The organism is Nevskia soli DSM 19509 (assembly GCF_000711955.1).
GTDB classification, from domain to species: Bacteria; Pseudomonadota; Gammaproteobacteria; order Nevskiales; family Nevskiaceae; genus Nevskia; species Nevskia soli.
This window is the reverse complement of record NZ_JONR01000015.1, coordinates 26,004-40,075: the sequence shown is the minus strand read 5'-3', so window position 1 is coordinate 40,075 and position 14,072 is coordinate 26,004. Positions and strand designations below refer to the sequence as shown.

10 protein-coding genes are annotated in these 14,072 nt (G+C 67.2%); 9 read left to right on the top strand and 1 reads right to left on the bottom strand.

Annotated elements, in window-relative coordinates; genetic code table 11:
* Nucleotides 1–36 precede the first annotated feature (36 nt).
* The 9 genes from BP26_RS0108910 to mug all read left to right on the top strand — a co-directional run bounded on the left by BP26_RS0108910 (nt 37) and on the right by mug (nt 13,523).
* The gene (locus BP26_RS0108910; protein WP_051748701.1) at nt 37–2,022 is read left to right on the top strand and encodes an amidase; all 1,986 of its coding nucleotides are present in this window, start codon (nt 37–39) and stop codon (nt 2,020–2,022) included.
* Nucleotides 2,023–2,122: 100 nt separating this feature from the next.
* On the top strand, nt 2,123–3,796 hold the full coding sequence (locus BP26_RS0108905; RefSeq protein WP_029920227.1) for an amidase family protein: 1,674 nt from the start codon (nt 2,123–2,125) through the stop codon (nt 3,794–3,796).
* Nucleotides 3,797–3,939: 143 nt separating this feature from the next.
* Nucleotides 3,940–5,997 carry an amidase gene (locus BP26_RS0108900; protein WP_245611760.1) on the top strand — a complete coding sequence of 686 codons (2,058 nt, stop codon included), beginning with the start codon at nt 3,940–3,942 and terminating at the stop codon, nt 5,995–5,997.
* Between the two features lie 38 nt (nt 5,998–6,035).
* Nucleotides 6,036–7,187, top strand: a complete 1,152-nt coding sequence (locus tag BP26_RS26540) for a phosphatidylglycerol lysyltransferase domain-containing protein (protein WP_169740667.1) — start codon at nt 6,036–6,038, stop codon at nt 7,185–7,187.
* Nucleotides 7,188–7,794: 607 nt separating this feature from the next.
* Entirely contained in the window at nt 7,795–8,721 is a 927-nt protein-coding gene (locus BP26_RS26535; RefSeq protein WP_051748700.1) for a JmjC domain-containing protein, read from the top strand.
* A 123-nt stretch (nt 8,722–8,844) separates the two neighbouring features.
* Nucleotides 8,845–10,074 (top strand): efflux RND transporter periplasmic adaptor subunit, encoded by a 1,230-nt coding sequence (locus BP26_RS0108885; protein ID WP_051748697.1) that lies wholly within the window; start codon nt 8,845–8,847, stop codon nt 10,072–10,074.
* A gap of 328 nt (nt 10,075–10,402) precedes the next feature.
* On the top strand, nt 10,403–10,870 hold the full coding sequence (locus BP26_RS0108880) for a hypothetical protein (RefSeq protein ID WP_157572433.1): 468 nt from the start codon (nt 10,403–10,405) through the stop codon (nt 10,868–10,870).
* A 222-nt stretch (nt 10,871–11,092) separates the two neighbouring features.
* The gene (locus BP26_RS0108870; protein ID WP_084182933.1) at nt 11,093–12,853 is read left to right on the top strand and encodes an amidase; all 1,761 of its coding nucleotides are present in this window, start codon (nt 11,093–11,095) and stop codon (nt 12,851–12,853) included.
* A gap of 145 nt (nt 12,854–12,998) precedes the next feature.
* On the top strand, nt 12,999–13,523 hold the full coding sequence (mug, locus tag BP26_RS0108865) for a G/U mismatch-specific DNA glycosylase (protein WP_029920220.1): 525 nt from the start codon (nt 12,999–13,001) through the stop codon (nt 13,521–13,523).
* A gap of 7 nt (nt 13,524–13,530) precedes the next feature.
* Here mug and BP26_RS0108860 read toward each other — a convergent pair whose 3' ends face one another.
* Nucleotides 13,531–14,049: a methylated-DNA--[protein]-cysteine S-methyltransferase gene (locus tag BP26_RS0108860; protein ID WP_036516392.1), complete on the bottom strand. Its 519-nt coding sequence runs from the start codon at nt 14,047–14,049 to the stop codon at nt 13,531–13,533.
* Nucleotides 14,050–14,072: the final 23 nt, after the last annotated feature.

Sequence of the window (14,072 nt, the reverse complement as noted above, 5' to 3'; positions counted from 1 at the left end):
TTTCATTACCACCCCTCTTCCAACGATCAGCCTTCCATGACCTCACGCGGAATACGCGGCTGCCTCGCCGCCTTCACCTGCTCGGCGCTGCTGGCCGGAATGTCCCTCAGCGCCGCGGCCAAGGCGCCGGTGCCGAAGCACAACGACTTCCACCTGGAGGAAGCCACCATCGCCGAGGTGCAGCGCGAGATCACGGCCGGACATCTCACCACCACCCAGATCGTCAAGATGTACCTGGCCCGCATCAAGGCCTACAACGGCCAGTGCACGCGTCAGCCGCAGGGCGTCCTCGGCCCGGCTGAGACCATTCCGCACGCGGGCCAGCTCAACGCCCTGACCACGCTCAACCTGCGCCCGGCCGCGCGCCAGGCGCTGGGCTTCGATCCGCGCAAGGCGCGCAGCATGACCGATGCCGCCGACAACGACGCCGCCATCCCGGACGCACTGGAAGCCGCCGCCGCGCAGGACCGTGAATTCGCGCGCACCCATCGCCTCGCGGGGGCGCTGCACGGCGTGGTGTTCTCGATCAAGGACCAGTACGACACCTACGATATGCGCTCCACCTCCGGAGCGGATGCGCCTTACGCCAACGACCGTCCGCCGCAGGATGCAACCTTCGTCAAGCGCCTGCGCGCGGCCGGCGCCATCATCCTGGCCAAGGCCAATATGGGCGAGTACGCCAGCGGCGACCGCAGTTCCTTCGGTGGCCCGCTGTGCAATCCCTACGACACCGAGCGCAGCCCGGGCCGCTCCAGCGGCGGCTCCGGCTCTTCCGTGGCGGCCAACCTGGTGATGTGCTCCGTCGGCGAGGAATCGGGCCCGTCGGTGCGCAACCCGGCGAAGAACAACAACGTGGTGGGCCTGGCGCCGACGCAGGAACTGGTCAGCCGCGCCGGCATCATCCCCGCCTCGTTCATGAACGACCGTGTCGGACCGCTATGCCGCAACGTCGAGGACGTGGCGAAAGTGCTCGACGTCATCGCCGGCTACGACCCGGCCGACGAACTCACCGCCTTCGGCGTCGGCCGCCTGCCGGCCGGCCCCTATGCCGGCTATGCCGAGGACAACAAGCGGCTCGACGGCCTGCGCATCGGCGTGGTGCGCGAATTCATGAACAAGGAGCTGTTCACCCAGGCAGACGCCGAGAGCATCGACATCGTCGAGCGCGGCATCGAGGACCTGCGCAAGCTTGGCGCCACCATCGTCGATCCCGGCCCCGGCGGCGCGCTGTTCCAGGATTGCGTGCGCAAGTACATGCCTTCCGCCGACAGCGATCAATTGGTGAAACAGTATCCCAAGCTGTTCCCCGCCGGCGCCGACCACATCCCGCTGCTGGTGGCGATGTCCGCCAACCCGGCGCAGTTCCCCGACGGCCCGAGCATCCGCGACATCGGCCCGGACGGCAGCGTCGGCGAAGGCCGCTATACCCTGGACCTGTATCTGAAGCGCCGCGGCGACGCCAACATCAAGTCCACCGACGACCTGATCGCCAAGTCCAGCTTCTACAGCGACATCCACGAGGACTCCGGCTTCAGCGACAAGAAGAAGTCGCTGCAGAAGAAGGCCGACGACAAGACCCTGGCCCTGGCCAGCCGCCTGCAGACACGCTTCGCCCTGCAGCAGATCGGGCTGCAATGCATGGCGATGCTGAAGCTCGACGCCGTCACCTACCCCACCGGCAACATCCCCGCGCCGAAGCTGGGCGCGCCGACCGAGCCGGCGGTGAACGGCCGCTCGCCGCTGGCCTGGACCCTGCTCGGCGCCAACGGCTTCCCCGCCATCTCGGTACCGGCCGGCTTCACCACGCAGGTCTACGACCGTGTGCGCGACCCCAAGGGCGCTGACGGCAAGAACAGCAGCCATATGGTCGGGCCGATCGCGGCGAAGCTGCCGGTGAACATCGACTTCCTCGGCCGTCCGTTCTCCGAACCGGTGCTGCTGCGCATCGCCGCCGCCTATGAAGGCGCGACGCATCACCGCATGGCGCCGCCGGAATTCGGGCCGGTTCCGGGCGAACAGTGAATTTTTGTTAAGCGCGTGCACAGGTAGGGGGCACCGGAAAGCCGGCGTCTACTGGATAAGGACCGTTCAGCCGCAACGGTCCATACAGCCAGGAACCCACATGAAGAGCACGACCACGATCAGGAACGCGGAAAAGATCTTCCGTCCCTCCGCGTTTCTCCTCGCCCTCAGCCTCGCCCTGTCGCCCGCCGCGCATGCCGAGACGCTGAACATCGACACCGCCAGCATTGCCGACCTGCAGGCCGCCTACAAGACCGGCAAGGTCTCATCCGAGCAGGTGACGCAGGCCTATCTCGCGCGCGTCGCGGCCTACGACAAGCAGGGCCCGGCGATCAACGCGGTGATCACGCTCAACCCCAATGCCTTGGCGGAAGCCAAGGCATTGGATGCCGAGCGCAAGGCCGGCAAGATCCGCGGTCCGCTGCACGGCGTGCCGATCGTCCTGAAGGACAACTACAACACCCACGACATCCAGACCACCGCCGGCTCGCAGCTGCTGGCCGGCTCATTGCCGCCCAGCGACGCCTTCGTGGTGAAGAAGCTGCGCGACGCCGGCGCCATCGTGGTGGCGAAGGTCAACCTGAGCGAGTTCGCCGGCAGCGGCGGCAGCGTCAGCGGCGCCACCGATCCGGAAGTGCTCAAGGAAGGCCAGGTGCCCAACGGCTACAGCTCGATGGGCCTGCAGACGCACAATCCGCACGACCTGACGCGCGGCCCTTCCGGCTCCAGCGGCGGCACCGGCGCATCCATCGCCGCCATCTTCGCGCAGTTCGGCCTGGGCACCGACACCGGCGGCTCGGTGCGCGGCCCCTCCTCGGTCAACGGCATCGTCGGCCTCAAGCCCACCGTCGGCCTGATGAGCCGCAATGGCATCGTGCCGCTGGCGCTGAGCTTCGACACCGGCGGCCCGATGGGACGCAGCGTTGCCGACGTGGCCACCGCGCTGGGCGTGATGACCGGCGTCGACCCCGCCGATCCGGCCAGCGTCAAGAGCGCCGGCCACTTCCAGAAGGACTACACCAAGTACCTCAAGACCGGCTCGCTCAAGGGTGCGCGCATCGGCATCGCCCGCGACTTCATGGGCAAGGACGCCGGCACCGACAAGGTGGTGGAAGACGCCATCGCCACGCTGAAGAAGCTGGGCGCGGTGGTGGTCGATCCGATCAAGTACCCGGATTACATGATCCAGGCCAAGGGCGGCATCTACAACCTGCTGGTGGCTTCCGAGTTCAAGGCGCAGCTGACCCAGTACCTGCACACGCTCAAGCCCGGCTTCCCCAAGGACTTCGACGAGATCGTGGCCAAGGCCAACGATCCGGCCACCCACTACAACAGCCCGGGCAAGGCCTATGGCCTCAAGTACACCGCTTCCCTGGCGCTGGACCTGAACGATCCGCAGTACCTGGCGCTGAAGAACGAGCAGCTGGCCGCGATGCGCTCCGCCATGGCCGCGATCTTCACCAAGTACAAGCTCGATGCCGTGGTCTACCCGACCTCGCCGCGCCCGGCCACACTGATCACGCCGAAGGAAGCGCCCAAGCCCGGTGCCGGCAGCGACTCGCCGACCAACATCGCCAACGAGACCGGTTGCCCCGACCTGATCGTGCCGGCCGGCATGACGCCGGACGGACTGCCGGTGACCATCTCCTTCTTCGGCCCGCAGTGGAGCGAACCGAAGCTGCTCGGCTACGGCTATGACTTCGAGCAGGCCACCAAGGCGATCCGCATCCCGAAGACCACGCCGGCGCTGCCCAGCGACACCATCAGCTACTGAGCACGCAGCGACCACAGCAGCACAATCATTCCGGATATCGGACCGCTACTGGTCCACAGGCAAGGCGGGAGGAGGGGCATGGCCAGCATCATGCCGCTCCTCCCGCGGCACGGCTTCCGGACATAACATCAGGGGAGTTCGTCGTGCCCAACATTCCGTTCAACGGTCCGCGCAGCCTGCCAAGGTTCCGCAGCTGGATCTGCGGCTCCATGGCCGCCTTCACCCTGGTTCTGGGCTGCGGCCTCGGCGGCGGCGCTGAAGCGGCGGCCAAACCCGCCAGGTTCCACCTGGAAGAGGCCACCATCAGCCAGATCCAGTACGCCATCACCAGCAAGCAACTCACCACCGAACAACTGGTCAGGCTCTACCTGGCCCGCATCAAAGCCTACAACGGCACCTGCGTGAAGCAGCCGCAGGGCCTGCTCGGCCCCATCGAGACCATTCCCCACGCCGGGCAGCTCAACGCCCTGTCCACGCTGAACCTGCGCCCCGCGACACGCCAGGCCCTGGGCTTCGACGAGCGCAAGGCGCGCAGCATGACCGACGCCGCCGACAGCAATCCGGACATGCCCGATGCGCTGGAAACCGCGGCGCGGCAGGACCGCGAGTTCGCCCGCACCGGCAAGCTGGTCGGCCCGCTGCAGGGCGTGATCATGGCGGTGAAGGACCAGTACGACACCTTCGACCTGCGCACCACCGACGGCGCCGACGCCTTCTGGGCCAACGACCGTCCGCCGCAGGACGCCGAATTCGTACGGCGCCTGCGCGCCGCGGGCGCCATCATCCTGGCCAAGTCCAACCTCGCCGAGTACGCCTCCGGCGGCGCCCGCAGCGCCTTCGGTGGCACCTTCTGCAATCCCTACGACACCGAGCGCACGCCCAACGCGTCCAGCTCCGGCTCCGGCACTTCGGTGGCGGCCAATCTCGTCACCTGCGCCATCGCCGAGGAGACCAGCTCCTCGATCCGCGGCCCGGCCGAGGCCGACAACGAAGTCGGCATTGCGGCGACGCAAGAGCTGGTCAGCCGCCGCGGCATGATGGGCGCCGGCATCAACACCCGCGTCGGCCCGATCTGCCGCACGGTACAGGATGCCGCGCGCATCCTCGACGTCATCGCCGGCTACGATCCAAAGGACGAGTTGACCGTGTTCAGCGTCGGCCGTACGCCGGCCAAGGCCTATGCGAGCTTCGCCAACGGCGGGCGCCTGGACGGCGTGCGCATCGGCGTGCTGCGCGAATACATGAACAAGAAGCTGTTCAGCGTGGCCGACGAGCAGAGCATCGACATCGTCGACCATGCGATCGAGGATCTGCACAAGCTCGGCGCCACCATCGTCGACCCAGGTCCCGAGGGCGCGCTGTTCCAGAGCTGCGTCACGCGCTTCACGCCAGGACTGCGCAATGCCGCCCTGGCGAAACAGTTCCCCAAGCTGTTCCCGGTGGACGCGCAGGGCAAGCCGGCTACCGACCAGGTCCTGACCCTGCTCGACATGGCCTCGGATTCCTCCAAGTTCCCCGACAGCGTCACCATCCGCACCTACTTCCAGTCGCGCGCCGAGGGTGAAGGCAAGTACATGATGGACCTGTACCTGCGCCAGCGCGGCGACGCCAACATCAAGACCAACGCGGACCTGATCGCCAAGGCGAATTTCTACAACGACCCGCACTTCCCCGACCGCAAGAAGACCCGCGAGACCGCGGAGAAGTCGATGGAGCTGGATACCGCCGGGCGCATGCAGATGCGCTTCGCGGTGCAGCAGATCCTGCTGCAATGCATGCAGGAGCAGAACGTGGATGCCGTGGTCTACCCGACCAGCAACCTGCCGCCGTCCAAGCTGGGTGCGCCGGTCGAACCGCAGGTCAACGGCCGCGGCGTGGTGTGGAGCTTCCTCGGCCAGCAGGGTTTCCCGGTCATCACCGTGCCGGCCGGCTTCACCACCGAGGTCTATGATCGCGTGCGCGATCCCGGCGCGCCGCCGCCACCGCCGCCGGCGGAAGGCAGCAGCGAGTTCTACGCGGAAGGCGCGCGCGAGCCGACCCGCCTGGTCGGCCCGGTGGCGGCGAAGCTGCCGGTGGGCATCGACTTCCTCGGCCGCCCGTTCGATGAACCCAAGCTGCTGCACATCGCCGCGGCCTATGAAGCGGCGACGCGGCACCGTGTGGCACCGCCGGACTTCGGCCCGGTCGCGGGCGAGCCCTAGAACTGCATTGCAGGATTGATGGCCAGGCGGTCATGCCCGTGAGCGTGGCGGCGCGGAAAATCATTGATTCCGCGTCGCCCCGTCTCCGGGATATGCCGGAGCAGGTCCGCGACCTCATGCGGCGCTTCGCCGGCCTGGCCGCCGCCTCGATCCGGAACATCGCGCCGCACCTCCTGACCGCGGCCGCGCTGTTGAGCGGCGTCTTCCTGATTTTGTCCACGCTCGGCCGTGAGCATGGGCGGCGCCTGTCCGAAGCGAGCATCCCCCACGACGCTGCAACGCAACACCTGAACGGCTTGTGCGGCAGCGCTGCCGGCATCGGCCTGCTGATCCTGGCGCGCGGCCTCTACCTGCGACTGGATGGGGCCTGGTGGGTGGCGACGGCATTGCTGTGCGGTTCACTCGTATTGCTGGCGCAGGATCTGGCGTTCGATCCGATAGCCGTGTGCGCCGGCATTGCGGCCCTGCTGTGGGCCGTACGGCGACACTACTTCCGCCGCTCGGTGCTGCTCGGCCAGCGCGTATCGCTGGCCGGGGTGGCGGTCATCGCCGCCACGGTCGCCGGCTTCATCGCGGTCGCCCGCGGCGACATGCAGTACGCGCAGGAAGCCTGGTGGCGCTTTGCGCTGGACCACGATGCGCCGCGATTCCTGCGCGCGGCAATTCCGTTTGCCTTGCTGGCAGCCTCGATCGCGCTGTGGCGCTCGCTCAGCCCGCACCGGCCACGGCCGGTGATGCCCGATGCCGCCACCGTGCAGCGCGCGTGCAGCATCGCGGCAGGCAGCAGCGACCCGCTCGTGCGCCAGGCGGCGCTGGGCAATATGCAGCTGTTTTTCGCCGGCACGGGTGACGCCTTCATCATGTACCGGCAGTCCGGACGCTGCGTCATCGCGCTGGGCGATCCGGTCGGCAAGCAGGAACGCTTCGAGGATCTGCTATGGAGTTTCCGCGAACTGTGCGATCGCAATCTGACGCAACCCGTGTTCTACCGGATCGGCGATGCGTGGCTGCCGCTGTACCTGGACCTGGGGCTGAAGCTCGAGCGGCTCGCGCCACAACGTACCCAGGCGCGGGAGCCAGCCGGGCCCACGAACCTGCGTCAACCGCGCTTCATCGCCTTGCCCAAACGCTCCGCCCTGTCGCGTGTGCTGCCGGAAGCCGCCGATCTGTTCGACACGCACCAAGTGTGAAATTTTGTAAAGACGCGGCACGCGCCGGCCGCTGACGTAGGGGGGGCTATCCAGATCGCGTCTGTACGCATATGGCAATTACATCCGGCCACGCCCAGCCGCCCCCTGCATCGGACCGCGGCCCGGTTGTGTTTCAGCGTATCCCGGCCGCTACATGGATACGGCATCGAGCGTCACTGCGGTGGAAGCCCTTGCCACCGTACTCTCATCCGCGCCACCCTTGCGGGTCGCGGAGAGGTGTCGTGCAGTCTGAACGAACTTGTCCATTCCCCCCTGGCCTGCAGACGCACGACTCTACCTTGCTTCCACTGCACCGGTGCGGCGGAAGCAAGGGATTCTTATTCCAGCGGTCCGCTCCCACGCCGCGCCAAGGCGCACGCGGGAGCGGCCACGCCAAGTCCGGTAGCGCATTTCGCCGTGGATATGGGATGCCGCAGCTGATCGTCGGAACCGCATCGACCCAGGTGATGGGAACGAGGGTTCGGTCGGCTCTTCTCCATGGCGGAGAAGAGTCCGGCCGTCTTTTGAGGTGCCGTAAAAGCGGTGCAAGCGTATTGGATCATCCGCCCTTCCGGCACGGTCGGGAGCGGTCGCAGAGGGCGCGCCGATGATCGACTTCGGGATCCTGCCGCAGGAATTCCACGACACGCTGCTGGAGAAGAACTGTCACCTGCGCAAGCGCGCGGTGCGCGTGCCGCCGTTCGAATGGCGGGATCTCGATACGCTGCTCAACCAGGTCGAGCCGAAGGACCCGCTGTTCAAGCTGTATGCCGACGGCCCGGTTCCCCCGCTTGCCTATACCGAGGAAGTGATGGAGCTGGGCGTGCGCCGGCGCAGACTGGTGCTGGATCGCTTCAGCCGTTTCATGGCGGGCGGCGCGACCCTGGTGCTCAATCGGCTGGAAGGCTTCTCCACCGCGGCGCAGGCGCTGTGCCGGGACGTGGAGCGCTACACCGGCTTCCCGACGACGGGGAACGGCTATATCACCTTCGGCGGCAAGGGCACCTTCGGACAACACTGGGATGTGCATGACGTCTTCGCCGTCCAGCTCATCGGCCGCAAGCGCTGGCGCGTGTACGAACCCACCTTCGCCTACCCGCTGAGCACCCAGGGCAGCGACCAGGCACAGAGCCGCTGCCCACCCGCACCGGTGCTGGATTGCGTGCTGGAGCCCGGGGACCTGCTCTACATTCCGCGCGGCTGGTGGCACCAGGCCACCCCGCTGGACGAACCGAGCTTCCACCTGTCGGTGGCGACGTTCGTCCCCACCATCCTGGACTATGTGCTGTGGAGCTGCAGCCACTACCTGCCGCAGAGCGCGGAGGTGCGCCGCGGGCTGATCGGCACGGCCGATACGCTGGCGCAGATCGAGGCCGCGCTGCAGGCGGTCAAGACGGCGATCTCCAACCCGGCGCACGTCGCCGAATTCATGCACACCGTCGGCGGCGGCCACCGGGCCGCCGCCGATCCCGATACCGCCCTGTTGTCCCGGCTGGCCTCGCAGTTCCTGCCGCACGCGCCCCGATACGCCTAAGCCCCACCCGGCCGTTCCGTCCCCCATCTTCGCGCAGGTAGGGGACGGCGCGCGGCGTCCGTCTGATTTTTCAGGGACGGTTGGTTCGCACAGTCCGTGCGGCAACTTCATCAGCGAGGGCACATGGGCGTGGGTAGCGCGGATACGCAGGGTTCTCTTTCGCGTGTCGACGAGCGGGCCTGGCCGTCACGGGGAAGCGCCGCCTTCTGGCTGACTTCGATCGTGCTGGCAATCGCGGCGGTGCCCTGGATGATCCGCATGCCGGCTCAATCGTCACAAAGCGCCGGTGAACCCGGCACCGTGATCGTGGACTCGGTGGTGGCCGCGCGCGGCGATGTCGACCTGTCGATCGATGCGCCGGGCACCGTCACCCCCCTGGCCTCCGTCATGATCAAGGCCCGGGTCAATGGAGAATTGACGCAGCTTGCCGTCGAGGAAGGACAGTTGGTGCGCCAGAACGACTTTCTGGCGCAGATCGATCCGCGCCCCTATCAGGCCGCGCTGAAGCAGGCGCAGGGACGACTGGCCCGCGACCAGGCTTTGCTGGAACAGGCGCAGCTCGGATTGCCGCACCGCGCATCGCCGGCGGAACAGGACTACGACCCACAGCAGCAGAGTGTCGCGCAGCAGGCGAGGGTGCGCCAGTACCAGGGTGCCGTCGCCGCCGACCAGGCCGCTGTAGATACCGCGAAGTTCGACCTCGCCTCCAGCCGCATCACCTCGCCGCTTGCCGGACGCGTCGGACTGCGCCAGGTCGATCCCGGCAACTACGTCCAGGTCGGCGACGACAAGGGCCTGGCGACCGTGACGCAGATCGACCCGATCTCGGTGATCTTCACCGTGCCCGGGGACCAGGTGCAGGACATCGTGCGGCGCATGCGTGCCAAAGCGCCCTTGCAAGTCGTCGCCTTCGACCGCAGCGGCGCTACGCGCCTGGCCGCCGGCAGGCTGCAGACGATCGATAGCCAGGTCGATGCCGATACCGGCACGGTCAAGCTGCGCGCCCTGTTCGACAACAAGGACTTCGGGCTTTTCCCGAACCAGATGGTCAATGCCCATCTGCAAGTCGAATCCCTGCACAACGTGGTGGTGGTGCCCGCCTCCGCCGTGCGGCGCGATACGCACGGCGCCTATGTCTACCTGATCAAGGCCGGAGAAACGGTCACGCTGCAACCGGTATCGCTCGGCCCCCTGGAAGGCGACCGGCAGGCGATCAGCGCGGGAGTGGAACCCGGCGATCGGGTCATCACCAGCGGAACCTACCAGCTGCGCGAGGGCGCCAAGGTCTCGTCGGTCGAATCCGAAATGGAAGCCGACGCCGGCGACCCGCCTTCGGAAAGCAGGCATTACTAGACCAACGCGCCATCACACCGGACGCGACGCGGCATACAGGGGCTAGCCCCCGGCCGGACGGAGGTAGGGGCCTCGGCAGTTCCGGCGTCTCTTCCTGCAGAGCACCGTTATTTGATCGATGCGCGACGACGCCAGGCACAGGAGGCGCACAGCAGATGCGCCGCCCCGCAAGGAGGCGAGCCCGATGGCTTCGATTTTGACCGGCTCCCGATGACTGTCGCCCCACCCTATCGGCGACGGTCGCGGCCATTCTTCGACAGCGCAGGACGGAGGCTTCGTGACTACTTCAAAGACCAGCAGCAGACAGTTACCAGGAAATATCCGGACGATGCACAGGAACAGGATGCTGGCGCTCGCCTTCACCGGCGTGCTGGCCTGCCTGGGCGGATGCGGCAGCCAGCCCGTGCATCCGCAGGACACCGTCCTGGCCTACAACACGGCGGCGAGCTCCACCACCCGCTCGGATGGCGATATCGGCGTGTTCCTGAAAGGCGGTTCCAGTGCGCCGGGTTCCACGGCGGGCATCATGTCGGTGAAGGATCAGCAGAACTTCGGCTCGCACTATTCCGTCGAGCACATGAATGCCCGTTCGGACTATCACTCCTATCCCACCGGTTCCATCGAAGGCCTGATGTCGACCAAGGATCCGCAGCACGTGGGAATCCATGCCCTGATCAGCGCCTACAGCGAGCAGGTCGCTTCCGAATGCAGGCCCGGCTCCATCGAGGCGATCATGTCGACCAAGCTGCCGCCCAACGCCCGGCCCGAACTGCTGAACAACTCGGCCTGCCCCTGATGAACGCCGGCAGCCGATGGCTGCCGGCGCTCCTATCCGTTTCATATCCTATCAAGCAGGCGCAGCCGGTCCGCACGACCCTGCGCCTGCCTGGCGGGAGATTTCCTTCTGCTGCGAACGACCAAGAAGGTCCGACACCATGCACGCGCAAGAACTCACCGACCCCGCGCCGATCAACGGCCGCACCGGCGTGTGGAACTTCATCGGTCAGCGGAGCAAGCCGTGAACAACTTCATCAAGTCCCGCAGGCGCTTCATCGCCGGCCTCACCAGCTTCGGGCTGGGTTCCGCACTGCTGCCCGCCGCGCTCCGCGCCCAGGCACCGGTTGGGAAACAGGTCACGGCGCCGGCGTTGAAGGACGCCCTGGCGGTCGCCGGAGTGGAGATCGGCGATGCGGAGCAACAGGCCATGCTCGCCGGGGTGAACCAGAACCTGGCGCGCTACACCGCGCTGCACGGCATCGACATTCCGAACGACGTGGCGCCGCCGTTTTATTTCAGCCCCATCGTGCCGGGCATGAAGGTGAACAAGACGCGTGAAGCCATCCACTTCAGCACGCGGCCGACGCCGATGCGGCCGAAGAACCTGGAAGAGGTCGCGTTCTGGCCGCTGAGCGACCTGGCGCAACTGCTCAGGACGCGCCAGGTCAGCTCGGTCGAGCTGACCCGCATGTACCTGGCCCGGCTGCACAAGTACAACGACAAGATCAACTGCGTGGTGACCTTCCTCGACGACCTCGCCCTGAAGCAGGCGACACAGGCCGATGCCGAGATCGCCGCCGGCCACTACAAGGGCCCCATGCACGGCATGCCCTGGGGCGCCAAGGACATCATCGCGGTAAAGGGCTACAAGACCACCTGGGGCTCGGGCGCCTACAAGGACCAGTACATCGACGAGGACGCCAGCGTCGTCGTCATGCTGCGCGAAGCCGGGGCGGTGCTGCTGGCCAAGCTCAGCACCGGTGAGCTGGCCGGCGGCGATCAATGGTTCGGCGGGCGCACCAACAACCCCTGGAACCTGGACGAAGGCTCCAGCGGCTCCTCGGCCGGCCCGGCCTCCTCCACCGCCGCCGGACTGGTGCCCTTCGCCATCGGCACCGAAACCGGCGGCTCCATCCTGAGCCCGTCGGGACGCTGCGGCGCCACCGGCCTGCGCCCGACCTTCGGCCGCGTCAGCCGGCACGGCGTGATGGCGCTGGCCTGGACCCAGGACCGTCTCGGCCCGATCTGCCGCCACGTCGAGGACTGCGCCCTGGTGATGAGCGTGATCGCGCGTCCGGACGACCTGGACCTGAGCGTTTCCGAAATCCCCTTCAACTGGGACGCGCGGCGCGACTATCGCAAGCTGCGCGTCGGCTATTTCGCCGATGCCTTCGACGATGCCGACCGCAATCCGGAATGGCGGCACAACGACGCCGCCACCCTGGCGCAACTGCGCACGATGGGCGTGGAACTGATCCCGCTCAAGGTGCCGGATTTCCCCATCGACATCCTGGCCATCAGCGTCGAGGCGGCGGTCTTCTTCGACGGGCTGCTGCGCTCCGGGCGCGACGAGCTGCTCACCGCGAAGAACAAGGCGGAGCGCTTCCGCGTCTCGCGGGTGGTGCCGGCCGTGGAATACCTGCAATCGCAGCGCCTGCGCACGATGATGATGCAGAAGCTGGCGGAGGCTACCGCGGGCGTGGACGTGTACCTGGCGCCGCATACCAACGGCAACCCGCGATCCGGCGGTGCCGATGGCCCCAGCGGTCCCGCCAACACCCCGCAGCCGCCGCCGAACCGGACGCAGCAGCATTCGCAGATGGCCAACCTCGCCTGCTATCCCGGGCTGGCCCTGCCCAACGGCTTCGCCGCCAACGGCACGCCGACCAGCATCAACTTCATGGCGCGCCCCTTCGGCGAGCCCGAGTTGCTGGTCCTGGCCAAGGCCTACCAGGATGCGACAGGCTTCAACAGCAGGCAGCCGCCCTTGTTCGCGGTTTGAGCGATACGAAGCCGCCGCGGGTTCCAACAGCGCACGGCGGATCCGGTCCAGGCGTGAGAACTTCTGGACTGATCCGAATAATATGTGGATCGAGACAAGCGGTTGCTACGGGCCGCATGTCCTTCCACCATGGGCCGCGCCTGAAATGCATCCGGATCTTCCGCAACCGCTTCCCGACATCCTGGGGAAAAACCTGTCGGTGATCTTCTGCGGCATCAACCCCGGCAGCACGGCCGCGACCGCGGGTCATCACTTCGTTTCGGGGAGCAACCGCTTCTGGCGCACACTCCACCTGGCCGGCTTCACGCCGCATCGCATCCTTCCCCAGAACGATCGTGAGATCCTGGACTACGGCTGCGGACTGACAACCGTGGTCGACCGGCCGACTACCAGCGCCAGCGAGCTGGCAAGGCATGAATTCAGGGATGCCTCGGTGGCGCTGGAACGCAAGATCAGGCGGTATGCGCCGCGCCATCTCGCCTTCCTGGGCAAGATGGCCTACTCGGCGCTATCCGGCTCCCGCACCATTCCGTGGGGGCCGCAGCAGGCGACGTTCGGGGACGCGGCGGTCTGGGTGCTGCCGAACCCGAGCGGCTTGAACCGCGCCTTCACGCTGGACCAACTGGTCCTCGCCTATCGCCAGCTCCGCCTTGCGGCGGAGCCGGAGTGAGCCCGCGTCAACTGAGGTGAAACTCCGCCCGGGATTCGCGCGCGATCAGTTCGCGCTTGCGCCGCACGCCCCAGCGGTAACCGGAGATGGAACCGTCCTTCTTCACCACCCGGTGACAGGGCACGATCAGGGAGACCGGGTTTGCGCCGCAGGCGGCGCCGACATCACGGGCGCGCCCCGGCTCGCCGATTCTCGAGGCCAGTTCACCGTAGCTGACGGTCTCGCCGGGCGGGATCTGCTGGAGGGCCTGCCAGACGCGGCGTTCGAATTCCGATCCGCGCAGGTCCACCGGCATGTTCGCCTCTCGTTCCGGGTGATCGGCCAGCGCGGCAACTGCCCGCACCGTCTCCCGCAGTGCGGCGGCATCCTCGACCACATCCGCTTCCGCAAAGCGGCTCTCCAGGCCCCGGAGCAGCGCGCCGTCCTGCTTGCCGAAGCCGAGGAACACCAGGCCGCGTTCGGATGAGGCGACCAGGAAGGCGCCCAGCGAACTGTCGCCCCAGGCGTATCGAATGATCTCTTTCATGGCTTTGTCTCCGGCAGCGGTTC